Source organism: Sphingobacterium sp. UBA5789 (assembly GCF_002418355.1).
GTDB lineage: Bacteria > Bacteroidota > Bacteroidia > Sphingobacteriales > Sphingobacteriaceae > Sphingobacterium.
The window spans coordinates 500,083-524,698 of the sequence record NZ_DIDX01000003.1; the positions used below are offsets into that span (position 1 = coordinate 500,083).

The window sequence follows — 24,616 nt, forward strand, 5'->3', positions numbered from 1 at the left end:
TTATCCAAAAAATCTGATCGTATGCGAAAATTTATATCCTTACCTTTTTATATAAAATTGGCCTGTATCCTTATTAGTATTGTTATTCTCGGATATCTGGCCAAAATAGGAGATACTATTATTGTACCGCTTATATTGGGCATTCTGTTTGCCATGCTGCTGACACCAATGAGTACACTGTTGGAAAGGAAGCTTCGTTTTCCGCGCACGCTTGCAGGTATTGTATGTATCGTCTTGTTTTTCGGCGGATTGGCAACAGGGCTGTATCTGCTGGCCTCTCAGTTGTCTATGCTGCAGGAAGACTGGCCAGCATTCAAACATCAGATTCTTGACGGAGTAGAGGTAGTGCAGGATTGGGTAAATCATCAGTTCGGAATTCAGTATAATGAACAAATGAATCTTCTGAATAAGACGGCATCTAAATCGGTGGATTCCGGAACATTGATCTTAGGTACTGCACTGATGTCACTTTCATCTATAGCTATATTTCTGGTTTTCACATTTTTGTACACCTTCTTTATTCTTATTTACAGAGGGCATATTGTTCGGTTCCTTCTGTATCTAAATGCTAAAGAAGATCATCCTATCGTATTGGAGATCGTTGCTGAAGTCCAGTATGTGGTCAAAAGATACCTGATAGGGTTATTGCTGCAGATGTTGATTGTCACGACCCTGGTGTATATTGCTTTGGCTATTATTGGTGTCAAATACAGTTTATTACTGGCTATTATTACCGGCGTATTTAATGTGTTACCGTATATAGGTATTTTCTCTTCGATGTTTATTGTAGCCTTGATTACCTTCGCCACATCTACCTTCTCGCATGTGCTGTTTGTGTTTGTAGCTATGAGCATTATCCATATGATAGATAGCAATGTCATTGTACCGAAAGTCGTGGGATCTAAAGTGAAAATAAATTCACTTTTTGCGATGATGGCAATTGTCTGTGGAGAGCTGATCTGGGGTATTTCAGGTATGTTTCTGGCGATTCCGCTTCTTGCAATTGTAAAAATTGTTATGGACAGAGTGGATGAATTAAAGCCATGGGGATTTTTATTAGGCGAAGAAAAGATTGAGAAATAAGCTGAGTATGAGTAGTTTATAAGATTAACCGAATTGCAGTTAGTTTTTCTGTAGTATATAATACTTATTTTCAGGATTAATTAATGACAGTAAAATGTTTTGTTTTTGTGTTTTGAAGCACTACCTTTGCGCCATCATAAAACAAAAATTCATACAGATATGAAGAAAATTTTACTTACAATCGCTGCAGTTGCAGGCTTAACATTCGCTTCTCAAGCACAGGAATTCGGTTTCAAAAAAACTGATTTTATCGTTGAAGGTTACTTCCAGTCTTCTAACAAAAACGACAAATCAAAAGAAGAGAAAGTTTCTAACTTCAATTTCAACCCAAAATTCGGTTACTTCGTAACAGATAAAATCGCTGTAGGTCTTGAGTTAGGTGTTGGTAACACTAAAACTACAAAAACTACAAACGATGTAGAGAGCTACACTAAGAACAATGCTTTCGGTATTGGTGCTTTTGGTCGTTACTACTTCCTGGAAGTAGGTTCACGTTTCAAAACTTACGCTGAATTAGGTGCTGGTTACAACCAGATCGGTGGCGAATTGAACAACGGTACAACTACTACTAAATTTGACAAAACTAAAGGTTTTGGAATTAATGCTGGTGTAGGTGCTAACTACTTCCTGACAAACAGTATCGCTGTTAGTTTTGCTTTTGCTGACGTAGTATCATTCAACTCATCTAAAGTTGATGTTGATGGTGCTAAATCTACTACTAACTTCAATACAAATATCAACGTGTTTGATAACTTCTTCAACACAGCTAAATTTGGTTTGACTTACAAATTCTAATTTAACTATTCGTCTCGTACGAATGCTTAATATAAGCGTAGATGAAATTTTCATCTACGCTTTTTTTGTTATAGAAGAAAAATGTTATATTTTGCGATTAATTAATTATATTCTATATGAAAAAACTATTACTTACGGTTATTACAATCGCAGGTTTTTCTTTTATGGCTCAGGCACAGGAATTCGGATACAAAAAGGCCGATTTTATTGTGGAAGGATTTTTTCAATCTTCCAATAAGAATGATAAAACTGCAGACAGTAAAAAGTCTAACCTTCTGTTTAATCCAAAATTCGGATACTTTGTAACCGATAAAATCGCAGTAGGTGCAGGGTTAGGTTTCAGTAACAAAAAAGAGGTTACACAATTATCACTAGGTAAAGCTGAAGCAAAAATAAATGTTTTCAGTGCCGCTGTATTTGGACGGTATTACTTTCTGGAAATCGGCACACGTTTCAAGACATACGCAGAATTAACAGGTAGCTATGGCAGTATCAGTACAGAAAGAATATTCAATTCTAATACGACTAAAGAGCCTAAGGCGAATCGTTTTACTGTTGATGCCGGAATTGGTGCCAACTACTTTTTGACACAGCATATTGCCGCTGGTTTTGTGTTTTCAAATGTCGCTTCTTTTGCTACAGTCAAGCAAGATACAGAAGGAGCAAAGGCATATACAGAGTTTAATACCAATATAAATGTATTTGATAATTTTTTCAATACAGCTCAATTTGGGTTGACGTATAAATTTTAAATCAATATAGCACATCTTATCATAATGCACGAAGATATCTTCTTTACTGATTTTTTATGGAGTATTGAAGTATATGTAAATTTTGATTCTCTTATTGAGTAAAGTTATTATCTACTGTTTTTTTTTAATAGTAGATCACTAATTGCTGTTTAAAATATATATTTGAGGTTTATTTACCATAAACCATTCAATGAAAAAATCATTATTAACGGTTGCTGCTGCAATTCTACTTTCAGCAGGCCTACAGGCACAGACCAGTTATGGCATTAAGGCTGGGCTTAACTTTTCTAAATTACGTGTTTCTGCTGGCGATATATCAGCTACTTCTGATGCTTCGACTAATTTTTATGTAATGGGATATGTAGATGCTCCCATATCACCTGTTTTCAGTTTTCAACCCGGATTATCTTTGCAGGGTAAAGGAGGTAAGACAACTCAGTCTTACGGAACAAGGCAGACCGGTAGCATTAATGTGATGTATCTGGAAGTGCCTTTAAATTTTGTGTATTATATTCCAGCAGGTCCGGGTAAAGTATTCCTTGGAGCTGGTCCCTATGCAGGCATAGGGCTTAGAAGCAAAGGGAAAGTAGATAAACTCTCCGTAAATATTGGTTTTGATGATGATGGCTTCAACAGGTTTGATGCAGGAGCTAATTTTCTTGCAGGCTATAAACTGGCTAACGGATTTATGCTAAATGGAGGATATAGTTTTGGTTTAACAAATCTTGCAAAGGATTCAGATGATGCATCGCTGAAAAATCGTGTAATCTCTGTAGGAATAGGCTATCAGTTTTAGTACTTTTTGTTATACAGACATCAATAAAAAAGGCTTCTAATCAAAAATTAGAAGCCTTTCTTGTTTTTTCAGTGACTGAAATCTATCACACTTTGATTTCTACTTCAACACCTGAAGGTAATTCAAGTTTCATCAGAGCGTCAACAGTTTTAGAGTTAGATGAATAGATATCTAACAATCTTTTGTAAGCACACAATTGGAATTGCTCACGTGCTTTTTTGTTAACGTGTGGTGAACGTAATACCGTATAGATTTTTTTCTCAGTAGGCAATGGAATAGGTCCACTAACAACTGCACCTGTAGGTTTTACAGTTTTTACGATTTTCTCAGCTGATTTGTCAACTAAATTGTAATCGTAAGATTTCAATTTGATTCTGATTCTTTGGCTCATTTTATATTTGTTTAAAATGACCTCCTATTAGAGCGATTAGCAATAGGAGGTCGGTTTATTTTTAGTAAGGATTATTCTACTGATCCTTTAACTCTACCTTTTGATTTAGCGATAACCTCTTCAGCAACGTTACGTGGTGCTTCAGAATAGTGATCGAATTCCATTGTAGACGTTGCACGACCTGAAGTGATAGTACGTAACTGTGTTACATAACCAAACATCTCAGAAAGTGGAACTAATGCTTTGATAACCTGTGCTCCGTTACGTGAGTCCAAACCTTGCATTTGACCACGACGACGGTTCAAGTCACCCATTACATCACCCATGTTTTCTTCTGGTGTAAGGACCTCCACTTTCATGATAGGCTCCATCAATACAGGAGAACATTTAGGCAATGCTTCACGGTAAGCCATACGTGCTGCCAATTCAAATGATAATGAATCTGAATCGACTGCGTGGAATGAACCGTCGATCAAACGAACTTTCATTCCGGATAATGGATAACCTGCTAATACACCATTGTTCAATGAGCTTTCGAAACCTTTTTGAACAGAAGGAATGTATTCTTTAGGGATAGAACCACCGACAATCTCGTTTACGAATTGAAGGGCAGATTTTGTAGTGTCATAATCCTCATCAATAGGAGAGATAACAACTTTGATATCCGCAAACTTACCACGACCACCGGATTGTTTTTTGTATACTTCACGGTGCTCAGTAGTACCGTTGATAGACTCTTTGTATGCTACCTGAGGTGCACCTTGGTTTACCTCTACTTTGAATTCACGTTTCAGACGATCGATAAGGATCTCTAAGTGAAGCTCACCCATACCGGAGATAACTGTCTGACCAGTTTCTTCATCAGATTTTACTACGAATGTAGGATCCTCTTCTGCCAGTTTACCAAGACCAATACCTAATTTGTCAACGTCAGCCTGAGTTTTAGGCTCAATCGCCAAACCGATAACCGGCTCAGGGAAAGTCATAGACTCTAATACGATAGGTGCTTTTTCATCACAAAGCGTATCACCAGTTTTGATGTCTTTGAAACCAACTACCGCACCGATATCACCAGCCTCGATAAATGGAATAGGGTTTTGTTTGTTTGCGTGCATCTGGAAGATACGGGAGATACGCTCTTTGTTTCCTGAACGAGTGTTCAATACATAAGAACCTGCATCTAACTTACCTGAGTATGCACGGATAAAACATAGACGACCTACAAACGGGTCAGTCGCAATTTTAAAACCTAAAGCTGCGAATGGCTCGTTTACAGATGGTTTACGCTCAATTTCTTCACCAGTATCCGGATTAGTACCTTTTACAGCCTCTACATCAAGAGGAGAAGGCAATAATTCCATTACCAGATCCAGCATAGTCTGAACACCTTTGTTTTTGAAAGATGAACCACATACCATAGGAACGATAGCGTTATCTAATACAGCTTTACGTAAAGCATCTAAGATTTCACGCTCAGTCAGTGAATTAGGATCATCAAAGAATTTCTCCATTAATGACTCGTCATATCCTGCTACTGCTTCCAGTAATTTTTCACGGTATTCTGCTACTTCTTCAACCATATCATCAGGGATAGGCACTTCTGTAAAGGTCATACCTTTATCATGCTCATTCCATACGATACCACGGTTGTTGATTAAGTCAACTACACCTGTGAACGTATCTTCTGCTCCGATAGGCAATTGTAACGCTACAGCGTCAGAACCTAACATTTGCTTAACTTGTTTTACAACTTTCAGGAAGTCAGCTCCGGAACGGTCCATTTTGTTAACGAATCCGATACGAGGCACTTTGTAGTTATCTGCTAATCTCCAGTTTGTCTCAGACTGAGGCTCAACACCATCAACTGCAGAAAATAAGAATACTAATCCATCCAATACACGTAAAGAACGGTTTACTTCAACCGTGAAATCCACGTGTCCTGGCGTATCGATAACGTTTACCTGATATTTTTGGTCGCGGTAGTTCCAGAATACTGTTGTAGCAGCAGAAGTGATCGTGATACCACGCTCAGCCTCTTGCTCCATCCAGTCCATCGTAGATGCACCTTCGTGTACCTCTCCAATTTTGTGGTTAACTCCAGAGTAGTAAAGAATACGCTCTGTAGTTGTAGTTTTACCAGCATCGATGTGAGCAGCGATACCGATATTTCTAGTGAATTTTAAGTCTCTTGCCATATAAGTTTTGTATGCGCTTAGTTCGCTATGAACTTTTTGTTTTGCTTTTAAATAAGTACACCGACTCTAATACAGCGTAAGCTATACTGTGGAATCGGTGTATCCATATTTTTTTGAATTCTTCAAAATTAAAATCTGAAGTGTGAGAACGCTTTGTTGGCTTCTGCCATTTTGTGCGTATCCTCTTTTTTCTTAACAGCAGCACCTTCACCTTTAGAAGCTGAAATGATTTCTCCTGCTAATTTTTCGAACATCGTCTTTTCACCACGTCTGCGTGAGTACGAAATTAACCATTTCATACCTAAAGCAATTTTACGCTCCGGACGTACTTCCATAGGAACCTGGAAGTTAGCACCACCTACACGACGAGATTTAACCTCTACGGCTGGCATAACGTTGTTTAAAGCTTTTTTCCAAGTCTCTAAACCACTTTCGCTAGTTTTTTGTTCTACTAATTCTACTGCTTTGTAAAAGATGTCATAGGCGATAGATTTTTTACCGTCATACATCATGTTGTTTACAAAACGTGTTACCTGAACGTCATTAAACTTTGGATCAGGTAGAATGATTCTCTTTTTTGGTTTTGATTTTCTCATTTCTCTTTCCTCCGTTTAATTATTTCTTTTTACCTTTTGCAGGAGCTGCAGCTGCTTGTCCTGGTTTAGGGCGTTTAGTTCCGTATTTAGAACGACGTTGGTTACGACCTGCTACACCTGAAGTATCTAATGCACCACGGATAATGTGGTAACGTACACCTGGTAAATCTTTTACACGACCACCACGGATCAATACGATCGAGTGCTCTTGTAAGTTGTGACCTTCTCCGGGGATGTAAGCGTTGACCTCTTTACCGTTTGTTAAACGTACACGAGCTACTTTACGCATTGCTGAGTTTGGTTTTTTAGGGGTAGTAGTGTATACACGTGTACACACACCTCTTCGCTGTGGACAGCTGTCCAACGCTGGAGACTTACTCTTGTCTACCAGAGCTACTCTACCTTTTCTAACTAATTGTTGAATAGTAGGCATTTACCTGTTTTTGATTATAAAATTTATTAAAAATAATTTTTTAAAGTCCGCAAAGATAGTGATTCTGTTTTGAATATTAAATAGTTAGCCAATAAAATTTAATTGTTTTTTTTGATGTGTTGTTTTTAGTACATACCTGAAGATGTTGTTTTTCAGTACCTGAAAATCATGTACCTGTTTACGGGTAATTTTCATTTTTATGGGTTTGCAATGCGGTTTTGATCTTCTTTTGGCCATAGATTTGTAAGGCTGAGCATGAAAAACTAAAATTTATTTACAAAAAAACAATTGATATTATGAAAATGAAAGCGATGTATTTAATGGTAGTGGCCTTAGTAATGGTTGCATTTGTGGGTTGTTCTGATAAAGATGATCCTACGCCAAGCGGAGGCAGTATAGATGCTGTATTAGGAAACTACAAAGGTACGATCAAAATTATCGGTGGCGCAGAAGTATTTGATCAAACATTAGTCATTACAAAAGTGAATGATAAAAAGGTTAAAGTAACAGCACAGAATACTTCCCTGAATCTGCCTGTAAGAGAACTTGAAGTAATAAATAATATGAATATCTCTATTCAGGCTGTTGCTACAGAACCTCAGGGATCTCTTATTTATACTTTCGAAAATAAAGGATTGATGTTTTTAGCAGAAAGAACTTCTGAAGGACAATTGGAATATTCATTTAACGGAACTAAGCAATAATTCAATAAAGAAATTCAATAAATTAAGGGAGGATATGAAAATATCCTCCTTTTTTTGTTTTACCTACTTGTAAGGTAATCAAAAAGTTGCATAGGGCTCTCTGTTAAATTCCGTATGTTAGGGCTATCAATTAAGAAAACTTATCCATGAAAAAGACTGCCTTTATTTGTTTAGGTTTGCTGTTGTTGTCTCATATAGGGGTAATGGCACAGAGTAACCCATTGTATACAGATGCTCATTATTCCAGGGCTGCCGGTAAAGACTGGCTGATCAATGCGGAAGAATATAACGCGGAGATATACGAAACAAAGGATCGGGCTGATGTGATACTGGATAATGGTCTTGTTCGTCGCTCATTTCGGCTGGCTCCGGATCTGGTGTGCTATGATTACAGTAATCTGCGTACCGGTCAGCAACTGATCCGGGCGGTGGAGCCGGAAGCATGGGTTAATATTAATGGTGTAGATTATGCTGTGGGAGGGTTGGATGGCCAGAAAGAGAAAGCGTATTTACTGGCCGAATGGCTTCCGTCATTTAAAAAGAAGCAAAACGGGTTTTATTATGTGTCACATGAGATTGTTCCCCTGAGCACTCCTATAAAAGCAAATTATGTCTTTTGGAGTAGCAACAGTAGCAATCCAAAGGGAAAGGCTGTTATATTTCGTTATCAGCATCCAAATTTAAAAGGAATCACAGTTCAGGTACATTATGAGATCTATGATAAACTTCCTGTGATCCGTAAGTGGGTTAGCATAATAAATCAATCTGGAAAATCTTTGACAGTGAACAGAGTTGTTCACGAAGTGCTGAGTCTGGTTGAGGAAGAATCTGCAGTGGTAGGGGAGACCAATCAGATGCTAAAGCAAAGCGGGATATATTTTGAAACCAATTATGCATACAATAATGCTATGCAATACCGTCTTTCGGACCAGACAACACATTGGGAGGCAGATTCAACCTACACTTCTCAGGTCAATTATGATCTGAAGACCCCGGCTAGAGTTAAGATCTATCCTGCCAAAGTTTCTGATATAGCTGTAGCGGATGGTAATGAGTTTGAGTCGGTCAAGACATATGAACTGTTACATGATAGCTATGACCGGGAGCGCAGAGGGCTTGCTGTTCGGCGAATGTACCGCCTGTTGTCTCCATGGGTGACTGCAAATCCGATCTTTATGCATTTAGTAAGTAAAAATGATGATGATGTGCGGGCAGCGGTTGATCAGGCTGCAGCAGTAGGTTATGAAGCCGTGATATTGAGTTTTGGAAGTCATCTTCATATGGAAGATAATTCTGAGGCTAATCATGTTAAATGGAAAAAACTGGCGACATATGCCAAAAGTAAAGGAGTAAGAATTGGAGGGTATACGCTGTTCAGTTCCCGCAAGATATCTGCAGAAACAGATGTTATAGACCCGAAGACAGGAAAGCCAGGAGGAGCGTTTTTTGGAAATGCACCATGTATGGCCAGTGAATGGGGATTGAAATACGCTGAAGCGATTGTTGATTTTTTTAAACAAACAGGATTTGATATTCTGGAAATGGATGGTCCGTATCCCGGAGATGTATGTGCTTCACATAATCATCCCGGACATAAGGGGCTTGAAGATTCGCAATGGGCGCAAATGAATATTCAAAAAAAGATCTTCCATGAGCTGAATGCAATGGATGTCTATATAAATGCGCCGGACTGGTATTTTCTGGATGGTACGAATAAAATCGGATTGGGATACAGAGAAGTGAATTTTGCATTATCGCGCACACAGCAGAAAATATTGAACCGTCAGAATATCTATGATGGTACCTGGGAGCGAACGCCTTCTATGAGTTGGGGCTTTGTTCCGCTGACAGCCTATCACGGTGGTGGTGCAGATGCTGTTATCGAGCCTTTGGATGAGCATCTTGAAGACTATAAGCAACTGATGGTGCAGTACTATGCGGCCGGGGTGCAGGCTTGTTATCGCGGTCCGAGGCTTTATGATACGGAAAGAACGAAACAGATGGTCACAGAGGTCGTGGATTGGTATAAAAAGTATCGTTATATCCTTAATGCGGATGTGGTGCATCTGAGAAGACCTGACGGAAGGGATTGGGATGGTATTCTGCATGTGGATCCGCAAGGGAAAGAAAAAGGACTGGCGGTATTATACAATCCGACTAAAAGTGCGATAACCCGTACATTACGCTTGCCGGTTTATTATACCGGATTGAATAACACTGTTAGTTTGAGTGAACTGGAGGGTAAAACTCAACAACTGCAAGTAGACGGGCAAGGTATGGTTATCTGTACTGTGACTATTCCTGCTGAGAGCTATACCTGGTTGCTGATGCGTTAAGTTATGCAAACTCTGATCTGCCAGCCGGCAGATCAGAGTGAATATTATAGGCTTTCGAAGTAAGCCTTTTTCTGATATGCGTATTCAGAATTTTAGCCAAGCAGGGTGAAGTCAATCTGTCTTTTGTCCAGATCTACCTTTTTTACTTTGATCTGTACCTCATCCCCCAGTTGGTATTTCTTTTTCTTGCGCTGACCGATTATGGCGTAATTCTTCTCGTCAAGCACATAAAAATCATCTGTAATATCACGGAGACGTACCATACCTTCACATTTATTAGATTCAATCTCTACATACATTCCCCATTCAGTCACACCTGATACAATACCTGTATATTCTGTGCCGATCTGATCCTGCAGGAATTCTGCCTGTTTGTATTTAATCGATGCACGTTCCGCTTCAGCTGCTTTCTTTTCCATTTGTGAAGAATGCTCACTCATCTTCTCATAATGTTCTGCATTTACTTTTTGACCTCCATCCAGATAAAACTGCAGCAGTCTGTGGACCATTACATCGGGGTAACGGCGGATAGGGGAAGTAAAATGGGTATAATAATCAAAAGCAAGACCGTAGTGGCTTGTGTTTTTTGTAGTGTATACGGCTTTGGCCATAGAGCGCACTGCCAGAGAAGTCAGCAAGTTTTGTTCTTTGCTGCCTTCTATTTTGGTCATTAGAGCATTCAGTGATTTGGCTGTTTCTTTATCTGATCGTATAGTCAGCTTATGTCCGAAACGCGATGCAAACTGAGAAAAGGTTGTTAAGGTTTCCGGATTCGGAAGGTCGTGGAAGCGGTATACAAATGTAAGCTTGTTTTTGCCTTTTCCCTGCTTACCGATGTATTCAGCTACTTTGCGGTTTGCTAGTAGCATAAAGTCTTCGATCAGCTTATGTGCATCTTTTCTGACTTTTGTATATACTCCTGTAGGCTTTCCGTTTTCATCCAGTGTGAATTTGACTTCTTCGCTTTCAAAGCTGATGGCACCGTTTTTAAATTTTTTCTCACGAAGGATATAAGCGAGTTCGTTTAGTTTGAGTATTTCAGTTGCAAAATCACCTGTTTTGTTTTCGATGACTTCCTGTGCTTCTTCATAGGAGAACCTGCGGTCTGAATGGATGACTGTTCTTCCAAACCACTGGTCATGTATATTCGCCTTGTCATCGAGTTCAAAGACGGCGGAGAAGCAAAGCCTGTCTTCGTTTGGACGGAGTGAACAGAGGTCATTGGAAAGTCGCTCAGGAAGCATTGGTATTACCCGGTCTACCAGGTATACGGATGTTGCGCGCTCGAATGCTTCTTTGTCAAGGGCGGTGTCCGGTTTTACAAAATGAGATACATCTGCGATGTGTACACCAATCTCGTAATTGCCATTCGGTAATTGCTGAAAAGAGATTGCGTCATCAAAATCTTTGGCATCTGCCGGGTCGATTGTAAAGGTCGGAATCGTTCGGAAATCACGACGCTTTTGGATCTCTGTATTGTCAATGACAGCGGAGAAACTATTGGCTTCTTTTTCGACTTCCGGAGGGAAGGAAAGTGGAAATCCGTAGTCTGCCAATATGGCATTCATCTCCGTGTTATTCTCTCCTTTTTTTCCTAATACATCTTTTACCCGACCTACCGGATTCTTACTTCCCTTGGGCCATTCGGTGATCGATACCACTACCTTTTCGCCGTCCTTCGCGCCGTTGAGATTGTCCAGCGGAATGAAAATGTCGTGAAGCATTTTTCGGTCATCGGCAATGAAGAATGCAAAGCTTTTGGAAAGGTTGATTATACCAGTAAAATCAGTCTTTGCTCTTTGCAAAATCTCTACGACTTCACCTTCCTTTTTACGGCCTTTGCGTTTCTCATATGTGTGCACTTTGACGATGTCTCCATGCAGGGCCTGGCGCAATTTTCGGGGTGCGATAAAGATATCATTTTCCAGTTCATCCTCGGGTATTACATAGGCCGATCCATCGGCAGTCATATCTACTTTTCCGGTGATATATACCTTGATCTGGCGAAGCTGGAACTTGCCTCTTTCACTTTCGATAAACGGACTGTTCTTAGGGTCTATGGTGAGGACTTCAGCTATCGCTGCTTTGCTGTCCGAGTCCGATACATTAAGTTTCGCTGCGACCTGTTTGTAGTTAAGAGGTTTGTTGCCGGATTTTTCAAAAATGTCAACTATCATCTGTGTTAACACTTCTTTATAAGGATTCTCTTTTCTTGTTCTCATGTAATAAATTTTACAGTTAAGTCTCCGGATCTTTTCCTCCAGAACGGGGGAGGAGGGGAGTAAGATGGAGAGCTGTTCTTCATGTGAGAATTTACTCACATTAGGAAATTCTATGTACTTCGAATGTACGGAAAATTTTGTGGAGATGGGGTATGGAGGATTAAGTTTTTATGGAAATATTCTGATATGTATCATGTATTTATTTTAGCGTATATTTTATTCTGATTTACAGATTTATATGATTTATTTTGCTAAAATTGAAAAGAATGTAATGTGCGTTTACAGTAAATGAGCACATTTTTGTTTTAAATTCATCAGATTTGATGGTGTTTGCTAAAATATTTAAATAAATATTTTGTTTATTTTAACTTTTATATTTATGTTAAATACAGTATATTATAAAATTTAAATATACAATTTAGCATATTATAAAGTATTATATTTAGCTTGAAAAAATGGATAGTATAAGGCATGGATAGTTTTGAAAACTATCTTATCAAAAAGAAGAGATGGGGATAAACCGGAGGGATATTATTCTTCTGAAGACTGGCAATTGTCGCAAAGACCTACGGCATTTACCGCTATCGAATGAAGCTTAAAATTTTTGGGAAGATTGATTTTGGGTAGTGAAATTTCTTCGAGACAAAAGATGCTGTTACATACTGTACAGATAAAATGTACGTGCTGATCATGGTGATCATGTGCCGAACATTGGGTAGAGCATATGGCATATGTAGCCGTGCCGTTGAGGTCAATGATCTTGTGCAGAATTCCTTTTTCTTCAAAGTTTGCCAGTATCCTGTATAGCGTTACACGGTCTATTTCAGCGCCGAGAATCTTCTCTAAATCGGGTTGGGATATCGCAGAATTCTTTGCAGATACAATCTCCAGAACACGTAATCTTGGCTGTGTCACTTTCAATTTGTTTGAACGTAACAGGCTTGTGAAATGTGCTTCCTGAGCAGTTTTATTTTCCGGATTTTCAATCGATTTCATATTGCAAATTTACATAAACTTTCAGGTATAAAAAAACCGAAAACAGTCACGGTGCAGCCCGGTCTTGTTTTCGGTTTTCTTATGACTTTCGTTTTACTTTTTATTTACCTGCAGCTTTAGCATGATCCGCCAGAAACTGTGCAAGACCGCTATCTGTCAACGGGTGTTTCAACAACGAAACGATAGCTGATAAAGGACCTGTCATAACATCTGCACCTATCTTTGCACAACCCAAAATGTGAGCGCTGTGACGTACTGAAGCAGCAAGGATTTGTGTTGTATAACCATAGTTATCATAGATCAAACGAATGTCTTCGATCAAGGCTAATCCGTCTGTCGAAATGTCATCTAATCTTCCGATAAAAGGAGATACATAAGTCGCTCCGGCTTTGGCAGCCAGTAAAGCCTGACCTGCTGAGAATACCAAAGTACAGTTGGTTTTGATACCTTTTTTACTGAAATATTTGATCGCTTTAATACCGTCTTTGATCATAGGTACCTTCACTACAATCTTGTCATCCAGCGCCGCCAGTATTTCCCCTTCTTTGATCATGTTTTCATAATCTGTAGAAATTACTTCAGCACTTACATCACCTTCAACAATGGCGCAGATAGCTTTGTAATGATTGATTACATTCTCCTCGCCACTGATGCCTTCTTTAGCCATCAGACTTGGGTTTGTGGTTACACCGTCTAATACGCCTAAGTCCTGTGCCTCTTTAATCTGATCTAAGTTAGCGGTATCAATAAAAAATTTCATGTGTATTGAATTGATTGTTAATTGTTTGAAAAAATAAATTTTGTGTAAAGATAATTATTCCTCCGCATACTCACTGCATAAATTAAATATTACAGATTTTTCAAACTTTTGTGCTTCTATTCTGTATAGAATGTAACAATGTACGCTTAATGCCACTATTCTGCTAAGATAAGTGGTACTTTTATCCTGAAATTACTTGCATGCAACTTTTTAGATCTTTATCATATCCCAATTTCAGACTTCATGTTACAGGCCAGGCTATCTCTCTTCTGGGCACATGGATGCAGCGTGTGGCCATTAGCTGGCTGGTTTATCGCCTTACCGATTCTGTATTTTATCTGGGGCTGGTCACTTTTATTTCGTTATCACCTTCACTGTTCTTCTCTCCTTTTATAGGCAGTTTTGTAGATAAACACAAGAAATACAGGCTTGTTTTTCTGACTCAGATCGGATTGATGATTCAGGCAGGTCTACTGACTTTGTTGGTGTATATGAAATGGGAGACGGTATTCTGGCTTAGTGTTCTGGGGTTTGTACAAGGAGTTATCAATGCGTATGATGTGCTGGGACGTCAATCTCTAATGGTATTGCTGGTAGACAATAAGAAAGATCTTCCTAATGCTATAGCGCTCAATTCATCTGTATTCAATGCCGCCCGCATGGTAGGACCTGCAATAGGAGGTTTTTTGCTGAGTAAGTATGGCGAATTGGTGTGTTTCGGACTTAATTTTATCAGTTTTATTCCGGTCATCGCTATGTTGATGCTGATGAATGTAAAAGAGTCTGTATCGCTTAATCACAAAGAGAGTACCTGGAGAGGACTTGTAGAAGGGTTTAATTATCTGCGACATTCTCCTCACATTTCTTCTCTTATCGTGCTGCTGGCACTTTCCAGCATGTTTGTTATTCCTTTCACTTCCTTATTGCCTGCCGTAGCGAAAGATATGTTTTCCGGTAACGCAGATACCTTTTCATGGTTTGAAAGTGCTGCAGGGCTCGGAGCAATGCTTGGCGCCTTTAATATGGCAAGGCTTAAGTCAGGGAGTAATCTTCGATATGGTGTCTTGTTTTCAGCACTGGCGATGGGAGTAGGACTGGTTTTTCTTGCCGGATCCAAGATGCTGGCTTTTGCTTTAATCTATATCGCTGTCATTTCTTTTGCGATGATGGTTCAGAATTCCAGTATTAACACCTATATACAAACGCATGCTATACCGGCGTACCGTGCACGGGCTATAAGCTATTATGTAATGGCCTTTCAGGGAATATTTCCTTTAGGGAGTTTACTGGTGGGTGTTATTGCTGAATATTGCGGATTGAGAAATACCTTGTATATAATGGGAGGAGCCGGTGTACTTATTTCAGTAGCTTACTATACTTACCTCCGCTTACATATTCACAGGCGGTTGTTTAAATTCAGCTTTTACGAACGGGGCGATTCCTGAGTCTGACAGTATGTTTGTTATAGTCTATCACAGCGCCGTAGCGTGTTAAAATATCACCTCCTAATACACCGATTACAGGTTCAATACCCATCTGTTCGTAAGCATAATTGATTGAACTTAAATCTAATACGGCTACATCGATCTTTTTAGTTTCCCATTCATTGATTCTTAATTTGGGCAGATGGAGGATAAAGCTTTCCATGGAATTAGTTCCTAGTCCCGTAGAAAGAATATCTGTACTTTGCAGGTCCTGTTCGGCCAGACCGGAGGAGATAACTGTAGTCTTGTCCAATACGGTTTTGGAAGCACCTGTGTCCAAAACCATATTAAAGGATCTCTCAAATATTTCGACTTCCAGGATAATGTGGTAACCATCTCCCTGAAGATTAAGCAGCGTGAAAGGAATACTAATCATGTATGCTTTAGAAGAGCGCTATAGGGGTAATTGAAGAAAAATTATAACGCATTAATCTCTTTCAGCACATTATTCATATTGCGTACGGCTTCGGCACTTGCATTGAATTTTTTAGATTCTTCATCCGAAAGTTCCAGAGGAACAATACGATCCCATCCATTTTTGTTGATAATCACAGGTACACCAAGATTGATGTCTTCCTGTCCGAATTCTCCTTCAAGATACACGGAAGCTGTAAAAAGTTTATTTTGATCCCTGACGATGCTTTCTACTACAGCAGCAGATGCTGCTCCGGGAGCATACCAGGCAGATGTGCCGATCAAAGCTGTCAAGGTAGCACCACCGACCATTGTTTTTTGTACGATATCGTCCTGTTCTTCTTTGGTTAAAAATGTAGATACAGGTATACTGTTCCACGTGGCATGTTGGATCAGCGGGATCATGGTTGTGTCACCGTGACCACCTATTACTATAGCGTTAAGGTCAGCTGGTGAAGCATTTAGCTTCTCACTTAACTGGTATTTGAAGCGTGCTGAGTCTAATGTTCCGCCCATTCCGATAATACGGTTTTTAGGAAGTCCGCTGGATTTAAGAGCAAGATAGGTCATGGTATCCATAGGATTGGATACAATAACAATGATAATGTCCGGGGAATGTTTTACCAGATTTTCGACAACAGATTTTACAATGTTTGCATTGGTGCCGATGAGTTCTTCACGGGTCATTCCGGGTTTACGTGGTATACCCGAAGTAATAACAGCTACAGTAGATCCTGCAGTCTGCGCATAATCGTTGGTAACACCTTTAATTTTTGCATCAAAACCCAGAAGAGCTGCAGTCTGCGAAATGTCCTGAGCTTTACCTTCTGCAAAACCTTCTTTAATGTCCAGAAGAATAATTTCTTCTGCTACACTTCTTCTGACCAGATTGTCTGCTGTGGTTGCTCCAACAGCTCCTGCACCTACGACTGTAACTTTCATAAACCTTGAATTTAACTTGTTTTACACTTATTCGGTATATGGTAAATATACTGAATAAATAACGAACTCCTGTAGATTAAAAAAAATAAAATCCGGAAAAACAGATCCGAAAATTCTGCCTTAAAACGGATATCCAATAGCCAGATTGAATACCAGATTGTTACTTCTCCAGGTTTTACTTCCGAAATCTATATCCTTGAATACCCATCTGTCACCTTTAGGCAAATAAGGTACACGCAACGGAATAGCAAAATCCGTACGTAAGATCAGGAAGGTAAAGTCAAAGCGCAGACCTGCACCGGCGCCTACTGCCAGTTCACTTATAAAGTCTTTTGAAAATTTACCTCCTGGTTTGTCGGGATCTGCATTTTGTAACCACACGTTACCAGCATCGATAAAAGCTGCCCAATGAACAATACTGGCTAATTTAGCTCTGTACTCTGTGTTCAATTCTAATTTTAGATCACCCGTCTGATCCGCAAAAAAGTTGTTTTGCCCCACATTTTGTGGTGCGGAACTACCCGGACCAATGGCTCTTGCTCTGAATGCTCTCAGGCTGTTAGGTCCACCGACGAAATACTGTTTGAGGTAGGGCAGAGAGTTGGAGTTACCGTAGGAATAACTGTATCCGATAGCAATACGCGATGCGATCTGCGACGTTTCAGACAATTTAAAGTAATGTCTGGCATCCGCCTGCAGCTTAATATACTGCGCGTAATATGCATTGAAGATCTTGTGACGCTTGCCTTCGGCATAATTGGCTCCCTGAATCAATCCCAGAATGTTACCTGATAAATCTACACCTCCTTTAAAATAGAACGTATTTTGCAACGCTGTATTCATGGTATTGGTGTAGGTGTAATTGTAGTTGGGACCGAAAGAAAACTGCGGATCAATAATATGTCTCAAGGAAGGTACAGTATCCATTTGTGCGCGGTAATCGTCAGATACATTACGAGGTTGTACATACACTACTTCCAGTACGCTCAGGTCATGCTGTTTTTCATCTGTCTCTTTCCAGGCATATCCATAGTCAAATTTAATGGAATTCAGCTGATAAGCTGCTTTTCTGTTTAGAAATTCAAATCCTGTTTTAAAATATGTTTTAGGAATATACTTACGTGTTCCTGACCACTTAAATGGTGTCAGCAGACGGGGCAAGGAATAAGTCAGTTCAGCTCCATAGCGGTAATAACTGGAATTCAGATTGACACTTCCTCCTGTCTGCGTTTCATAACCTCCGAATACATTGAGCGATAGTTGTTCAGCTCCTCTGAAGGCATTACGCATACTCCATGTGACATTCAGTTCGGAGCCGTTGTACACAGATGCCATTTTTCCCAATAGTTCCAGACGAAGTGATTTCTTCGGAAGTGGCGTCAGGTAATAATAAACATCAAGTGTATTTGTAGAGTCTTTAGAATCTACAAAGTTGTTCTTCACAAACTTGAAACTGTTGAGATTGACCAGATGGTTGATCGTCAGATTGTGATTGTGACGGTTGTAAGTGTCTCCGCGTTTAAAAAAAATGTGATTCGCGATAACTGGTTTACGGAACGTATTTTTTCTGTCGATGATATAGTAATTGTCCCTGAAAAGTTCTGCATTTCTCGGGGTAGATAACTGATACCCTGTATTAGAAAGCTGGTAATTGGGATAAATATAAATATTGCCTATTTTTTGTGGATGTTTAGCCTGTTCAGGAGTTTCTTTTTTCAATACCACATACATATCTACCTTGTGATTTCCAATGCTGCTGTCTACCTCAACAAGTAAATTTTCGGGATTGAAATAGTAATAACCTTTATTTTTGAGTTCATTATCTATACGGTCACGCTCATTGAGAATAACATCGAGACTGTAATTCTGTCCTACCACTAAAAGCGATCTGTCTTTTGATTCCAGAATATCTTTACCTATCTGTGAGGTACTGTCGATATTAAATTTGACAGATTTGATTCTGTAGATCAGATTGGGGGTCGCTGTATAGGTAACTGTTGCTTCTTTGTTATTAATGGTCGTATCGGATGTTACTTCGGCATTAAAAAAACCTATATTTTCCAGTTTATTCCGTACTAAATTTTCATTATACTCCCGGTTTACATCACTCAGAAAAACAGGTTTTGAACCAAGCCCTTTGATCCATTTACGTACAATATTATTGGTGACAGAGTCTCCGCCCCCCATATAGTATAATCCGCTTTTAATGCGTAAGCCTAATAGTTTTTTATTCGGCTTCGGCATCAGAAGTCCCTCCAAATGCGTTGATAAAAGCTTCTTTTTGTCAACAGGGATCGTATCCGAATTAATGACTACTTCACCTTTATCGTATAATGATTCCCCTTCCGGCAAATGCTTTTTCGTGCTACATGCTGAAGAGAGCATGATGAGGACGGTCATAAATCCCAGCGCCTGCAGTTTACCCTTTTGCATTTTGTCTCCTTTCCTCTTCTTCATTACGAATAGCTGATTTTATAGTATCAATGTTTTTGTGGCTTGTGTCATTTTTGCCGGATTTTTCCAGTGAATCTTTTTTAAGTTTCTCCTGTTCCTGCAATTTTTTCTCCTGACGCTTACGGTATTCCGGGCTGTTCTGCATCAGACTATCGCGTATCACCGCCCTTACGCTATCGCGGTATACGGAATCCTTATCCATCCGCTCTACATCAAATCTTCTTCTGAACCCTTTGCTTTCCGTATCGTAATAATTTTGCAATTGCTTGGTATTCATGAATATTTCACGGAACTTATTGTAGTCCATATTGATGATGAAACCAATTCCCGTTTCAACAAATTGTCCCTGTAATGTTGCCTGATACTGGTTTTTGCGGTATACACGTGCAAAATACCTTCCATCCTGCGAAAGCTGATAATCTAAAGAAATGTCACCGGCAATATTGTTGGCTTGCTCCCCCGGTCTGGAATTACCTTCAACCTCAAAGTTAGAGCCGATTGTAATTTTGAGACGATCATCAAACAGCATTTTGGATACACCGATATTAAGATCCGTACGCGTATTACCGGAGCCGGTAAGATAGTCTTGTGAAGATTCTAAACCGAAATCAAGTTCTACACCTTTTATCAGATCGGAAGCCAGAGCGTTCAACTGTCCACTCAGGAAGGAACTCATGGTGTTACGGGCAGTACCCTCTACACCGCCACCTCCGGACAGACTTTCAAATGGATTAGAGGCCATGAAGCGACCCAGTATAATCAATGAAAAGACTTGTTTATTCAATTCAGACTGATCTTCACGAAGGGCGGTCAAAGCAATATTGACCTTACTGACCACATCCTGTGAAACAATAGCATTTTTCTCGTCCAGATCAATATCAAAATTGATATTTGGTTTGAATAGTTCTCCTGTCAGCAACAGTTTTACAGCGAATGGAATACGTTGTTTGTATAAGTTGGCACTTTCGGTACCAATTTGATTCTGAACAAGTTCAAGGGTCGGAAATTTGTTTGTATAAAGAGCTGTAATAGCCAGCTGTGCATCGAGTGGATCTCCGTTCCACGTGATAGTGCTACCTTTTTCAAAACCAAATTCTTTGCTGAGTGGGCCGAAGCTGAAGGAATAATCTCCTTTTTCTACTGTAAATGTACCGGACATAGTGATTTTTTCACTGGCATCAATTCCCATATTCAGTTCTGCCGTCCCCTGTATATTCAGTGCATCTTTAGAGCCTTCGTCCATGATAATCTTGAATTTTGCTTCTTTATCCGTTTGCAGATTCAGGGTAAGGTCTATTCCTGATAAATGTGATGTGGTAGTCATGGAATCCAGTCTTGCAAATACGTTGGCTGCAGAAGTATCACTTTTATTTACAAATACGACCACACCATCCCGCTGTACCATGCCCGGATTATCATTTGGTACGATAAATACGAAGTCGGTTTTATCATTTGCCTTGATATTACCATCCACTACAGGTTTGTGCATGTCTCCTCTGATACGCAGGTTAGAAGTCACAAATAGTTTACCATAAAACAGATCATTGTCCTCCCGTGTAGAGTTGACAACAGTGAAATCATTCGTATTCAGATTAAGATTAAAATCAAAGTCTGTATAATCTTTTGTCAGGATAGAACCGTTGATTTTGGCTGTATTTCCTCTCTTATCTTTAATGTTGAATTCCTTAAATGCCAAACCCTGATCATTGAATGAAATGGTCTGATCGTCCATATAAAAGTCGGCATTAAGCATGGTAATGTTAAGCCGTGCATCCTGAAATACAAGATCTCCTTTTATACTCGGATCAGCAGTTGTACCACTGATATTGAGTGTTCCTTCAAGATTTCCTTCTGTATTTTGCAGATAGCCCAGACTAAAAGCCTCAACGGTTTTCATTTTTAACGGCTTGAGGTCTAATGTTGCCTGAAATGTAGATTTACCATCCGGAGGACTGATGTATTCCCCAAGCAGACGTACATTATTGCCATTTTCTGTGATACTCACATCTGCGGCATAGGTGTTCTCTTTTTCATTATTGACTTTAATAGCAATATTTCCGACTGTATCTTTTCCGAAATAGAATTTATCTATGGTCAGATCAGAAACAAAAACGGGTTTGCTTTCCAAACGGGATATGGTAGCACTTCCGTTTATTCCTCCACCCAGATTCAGTGCTTCGGATTCCAGCATTTGGGAGAATGTCTCAATTCTGAAATTGTTGAAACTTAAGTTAATGGGTGAATTCAGTGACGAATCCTGCGAAACAATCTTCAGTTCCTGTCCTTTATTACTAAGAATAAAATCCTGAGCACGGATACCTGCTTTACCAAAAGAAAGACTGTTATTCTGATTGATGTTCCACGTTTCGTAGTTCAGCATCAGGCCATTTTCGAGCAAACTCAGGATATAATTATCGTCATTGACTTTCATTTGAGCTCCAAGGTAGTATTGCTCTTTCTCCTGTTTATCTTTTATCCAGAGACCAAAGTCGAGGTTATTCTTTATTACTTTTCCACTCAATACAGTATTAATCAATTCAATATTACTGATAGCAATTTTATTGATCAGCGTAGAATAGTACATTGTACTGTCCACTGTGTTGATATCAAGGGAAACATTTTCAATTTTTGTGCCTCCATAGATGACTTTTGGTGCCACCAGTTTTGCCAGAATAGATTTGGACTGGCTATCGAAAGTACCATCCAGTGTAACAGGTTTCAACTCTTCCAGATCAGGGAAGAAGTCACGAATAAACCTGGAATTATTCAGCTGCGCACTGAATTCAAAGTTCTGAGGTGAATATGGAGGTATCTTTGTAGGATTGGCATTTGGCTGATAATATACCCGTAGAATATCCTGCATAGCACTTCCCAGTTCGGTAAGTTTATATTTACCCACCAGGTGAGCTTTCAGGAATTCAGATTGCAGAGTCAGCATATTGCGGCTGGTATCTGCTTTTGCAATCATAGATACACTATCCAGCACAAAACGATCATTATTGTATGCTATAGACGAATTGACAATGTCTATACGGCCATTTAAGAAGTTAAGATCAGCAGTTTCAAAATCAGCAACGATCTTTCCATGATAGCGCAGATCGTCTGTCATCAGTTTGAGGTTTTTGAAATTGATACTGTCGATCATCATCTCCATGTTTACCTTTGGATACTTTCCACGCATATCCGCATTAGCATTCATATGGAGATCCAGATTAGGATCACTACTGCTGATCGTGGCACCTATATCTCCTTGGTTGGCCAATAAATCCAGATCAATATTCTGATAACGGTAGCCCATAGCATCCAGTCTTAGGAGTTTCCCTTTTACATCTGCCTGCATAGTTTTAGGATTCAGACCATGTCCTTTTATATCAGCATCAAAGGCAATTATGCCCAATGTAGAATCCATTTTTAACAGATTTCCGAGGTTGAAATCTTCAATTCGCACTCTGGCATCATAGGAGGTGTCACGTCCAGCCATATTAAGTTTACCGTCGAATGAGGCATTTCCCAGTTCTGTTTTGAGTTTCAGATCTGCATCAAACCCTTTCATTCCTCCTTTAAATGTACCCGTCAATCCGATCGAATTTGGCAATTGTATACTATCCGGGAGCATAGACTTTGCAATCAGTTGTTCCAGATCACGGCGTCCTGTCGTTAATTTTTTCAGACGCAGATCAATGTTCATTTTTTCAGGATCAGGTAAGCCTGTGATATGTGCACTGGCAATAATATGCGTCCGGTTGAGTGTTTTGAATTCCAGTGTTGGTATCTGTAAGTCATTCATCCTGCCTTTGACACGTCCGTCTATAAAAAAGGTTTTGGTCATTAGCGGTTTCATAACCTGCATGGTGTCAAGAAAAGGAGCAAAATAGCGGATATCTTTCATGCCTACACGGCTTTTACGGATATTTGCTTCCAATGTCAGTTTCTCTGGCTGTGTGCTGATGATATCCAATGAGGGATAGGAGACCTTAATATAATCTCTTAATAACGTATTGGGTGTTTCTGCATACAGATTTTTGATTATCGCACCGGTATTATTATATACAAAATCACCGGATAGTTGTTTAATCTCAAATCCGGAATGATCTTTAGCTTTTAGCATGGATAAGGAACCGGATAGAGAGTCTGCAGAATAAAACAGGTCTTTGAGATCTCCGGACAGCCCCTGGATTTTGATATTACCGTAATCAAAACCTTTCATACGGGCTTGATTATCATCCTTAAACAGAAAATTGGTCTTGTTGATGACTATCTCATTTGCAGATACTATCCAGTTATTTGAGGAAGTCGCAGCCGTAGAATCTTTTGTCGCTTTTACTTCCGGTTTTTTATTGATCTTTCCAAACAAGACCTTTGAATCCGAACCATCCAGTTTTATATTATCTAAGGTGACGATTTCCTTATTGAGATCAATTTCATGTATGCTTGCTACAAGGTCATTGATATTAAACCGGGTATCCATTGCGGATGATGAATCACTGTAGCGTACATCAATATTCTTTAGATTGGCGGTTTTGATGCCTACATTGGGTAGGAGAGAGGCTTCTTTCACAGAAGGATCTGTAATTCCGAAATCTTCGGCCTTGGGACGATTGGTGTCGGTCATTGGTGACCATTGATTTACGATGGCTGTCAGCCCGTCAATATTGACAACCGGCATATCAAAAGTCATATTTTTAGTCAGGTCGAAGGTCTTGATACGGGTGTCGAAGTGACCGAGGTTGATTTCGGCTCTTGTACCGATGACATCATCTTTATAAATAAACCTTATTTTATCAAAATTTACCTTTTCAATATTAAATACCATAGCAGATGTAGTATCTGCTGTTGCTTTACTTTCTTTTTCCGAAGAAAATGCTTTTACGATATAGTCAAAATTAAACGCGCTGTCAGGCAGACTGCGGCTAATCTTTGCGGTAGCCCCTTTTAAAGATATTTCCTGAATTTCGACAGTGTTTTTGAGCAGCTTGAACATGTCAATATCTACTTTGAGCTCTTCTGCAGACACCAGTGTATCTTTGGACTGATCGGCTAGATAGACATTTTCAAGGACAAGATCCTTAGGGAAGCCTATCTTAATGTAACCTATACGAACAGGTGTACCGATTTTGCCTTCAACGTAATTCGTCACTTTGCCCACTACAAAGTTTTGAACGGAAGGGAGCCGGATCAGAAAAACAATAAGTAAAAGTAAGGCTATAATAGAGCCGACAATCCATAAGATTGTCTTTAATGCAATGCGTCCTAATTTATTCAA

The 24,616-nt window shown here is 39.4% G+C and carries 18 protein-coding genes; 7 read left to right on the forward strand and 11 right to left on the reverse strand.

Features of this window, described 5'->3' with window-relative positions; translation table 11 throughout:
• Positions 1 to 21: 21 nt before the first annotated feature.
• The 4 genes from B4B65_RS08475 (at position 22) to B4B65_RS08490 (ending at position 3,426) form a co-directional block, all read left to right on the forward strand.
• Positions 22 to 1,083: an AI-2E family transporter gene (locus tag B4B65_RS08475; protein WP_293915058.1), complete on the forward strand. Its 1,062-nt coding sequence runs from the start codon at positions 22 to 24 to the stop codon at positions 1,081 to 1,083.
• 159 nt (positions 1,084 to 1,242) lie between these two features.
• Positions 1,243 to 1,878: an outer membrane beta-barrel protein gene (locus tag B4B65_RS08480; RefSeq protein ID WP_293915060.1), complete on the forward strand. Its 636-nt coding sequence runs from the start codon at positions 1,243 to 1,245 to the stop codon at positions 1,876 to 1,878.
• A gap of 116 nt (positions 1,879 to 1,994) precedes the next feature.
• A complete protein-coding gene (locus tag B4B65_RS08485) occupies positions 1,995 to 2,630 on the forward strand; it encodes an outer membrane beta-barrel protein (protein ID WP_293915062.1) in 636 nt (211 codons plus the stop codon).
• 190 nt (positions 2,631 to 2,820) lie between these two features.
• A complete protein-coding gene (locus B4B65_RS08490) occupies positions 2,821 to 3,426 on the forward strand; it encodes a porin family protein (RefSeq protein WP_201680121.1) in 606 nt (201 codons plus the stop codon).
• Positions 3,427 to 3,511: 85 nt separating this feature from the next.
• On the opposite strand, the gene rpsJ is transcribed toward B4B65_RS08490, so the two are convergent.
• From rpsJ to rpsL, 4 genes are all read right to left on the reverse strand, one after another.
• Entirely contained in the window at positions 3,512 to 3,817 is a 306-nt protein-coding gene (gene rpsJ / locus B4B65_RS08495; RefSeq protein ID WP_002993539.1) for a 30S ribosomal protein S10, read from the reverse strand.
• 71 nt (positions 3,818 to 3,888) lie between these two features.
• Entirely contained in the window at positions 3,889 to 6,012 is a 2,124-nt protein-coding gene (gene fusA, locus B4B65_RS08500; protein ID WP_201680120.1) for an elongation factor G, read from the reverse strand.
• Positions 6,013 to 6,140: 128 nt separating this feature from the next.
• Positions 6,141 to 6,608, reverse strand: coding sequence for a 30S ribosomal protein S7 (gene rpsG, locus B4B65_RS08505; protein WP_002993544.1), 468 nt, complete (start codon positions 6,606 to 6,608; stop codon positions 6,141 to 6,143).
• 19 nt (positions 6,609 to 6,627) lie between these two features.
• Positions 6,628 to 7,041, reverse strand: a complete 414-nt coding sequence (gene rpsL, locus B4B65_RS08510) for a 30S ribosomal protein S12 (RefSeq protein WP_002993550.1) — start codon at positions 7,039 to 7,041, stop codon at positions 6,628 to 6,630.
• Positions 7,042 to 7,337: 296 nt separating this feature from the next.
• Between rpsL and B4B65_RS08515 the strand changes: the two genes are divergently transcribed.
• Positions 7,338 to 7,745, forward strand: coding sequence for a hypothetical protein (locus tag B4B65_RS08515; RefSeq protein ID WP_201680119.1), 408 nt, complete (start codon positions 7,338 to 7,340; stop codon positions 7,743 to 7,745).
• 146 nt (positions 7,746 to 7,891) lie between these two features.
• Entirely contained in the window at positions 7,892 to 10,081 is a 2,190-nt protein-coding gene (locus B4B65_RS08520; RefSeq protein WP_293915071.1) for an alpha-galactosidase, read from the forward strand.
• A 92-nt stretch (positions 10,082 to 10,173) separates the two neighbouring features.
• Here B4B65_RS08520 and rnr read toward each other — a convergent pair whose 3' ends face one another.
• The 3 genes from rnr to fsa form a co-directional block, all read right to left on the reverse strand.
• Positions 10,174 to 12,303, reverse strand: a complete 2,130-nt coding sequence (rnr, locus tag B4B65_RS08525) for a ribonuclease R (protein WP_293915073.1) — start codon at positions 12,301 to 12,303, stop codon at positions 10,174 to 10,176.
• A 531-nt stretch (positions 12,304 to 12,834) separates the two neighbouring features.
• Positions 12,835 to 13,299, reverse strand: a complete 465-nt coding sequence (locus B4B65_RS08530) for a Fur family transcriptional regulator (RefSeq protein WP_293915075.1) — start codon at positions 13,297 to 13,299, stop codon at positions 12,835 to 12,837.
• A gap of 100 nt (positions 13,300 to 13,399) precedes the next feature.
• Complete coding sequence (gene fsa / locus B4B65_RS08535; RefSeq protein ID WP_201680115.1) at positions 13,400 to 14,059, reverse strand: fructose-6-phosphate aldolase; 660 nt, start codon at positions 14,057 to 14,059, stop codon at positions 13,400 to 13,402.
• 200 nt (positions 14,060 to 14,259) lie between these two features.
• Here fsa and B4B65_RS08540 point away from each other — a divergent pair, with 200 nt between their 5' ends.
• Positions 14,260 to 15,504: an MFS transporter gene (locus B4B65_RS08540; RefSeq protein WP_201680114.1), complete on the forward strand. Its 1,245-nt coding sequence runs from the start codon at positions 14,260 to 14,262 to the stop codon at positions 15,502 to 15,504.
• On the opposite strand, the gene B4B65_RS08545 is transcribed toward B4B65_RS08540, so the two are convergent.
• The 4 genes from B4B65_RS08545 to B4B65_RS08560 form a co-directional block, all read right to left on the reverse strand.
• A complete protein-coding gene (locus B4B65_RS08545) occupies positions 15,476 to 15,919 on the reverse strand; it encodes a retropepsin-like aspartic protease (RefSeq protein WP_293915078.1) in 444 nt (147 codons plus the stop codon). The two genes, B4B65_RS08540 and B4B65_RS08545, sit on opposite strands and share 29 nt — an antisense overlap.
• Positions 15,920 to 15,960: 41 nt before the next feature.
• On the reverse strand, positions 15,961 to 16,899 hold the full coding sequence (locus tag B4B65_RS08550) for a malate dehydrogenase (protein WP_201680112.1): 939 nt from the start codon (positions 16,897 to 16,899) through the stop codon (positions 15,961 to 15,963).
• A 120-nt stretch (positions 16,900 to 17,019) separates the two neighbouring features.
• On the reverse strand, positions 17,020 to 19,356 hold the full coding sequence (locus B4B65_RS08555) for a BamA/TamA family outer membrane protein (RefSeq protein ID WP_293915081.1): 2,337 nt from the start codon (positions 19,354 to 19,356) through the stop codon (positions 17,020 to 17,022).
• Positions 19,319 to 24,616 (reverse strand): translocation/assembly module TamB domain-containing protein, encoded by a 5,298-nt coding sequence (locus B4B65_RS08560; protein WP_293915083.1) that lies wholly within the window; start codon positions 24,614 to 24,616, stop codon positions 19,319 to 19,321. The genes B4B65_RS08555 and B4B65_RS08560 overlap by 38 nt, the downstream gene beginning before the upstream one ends.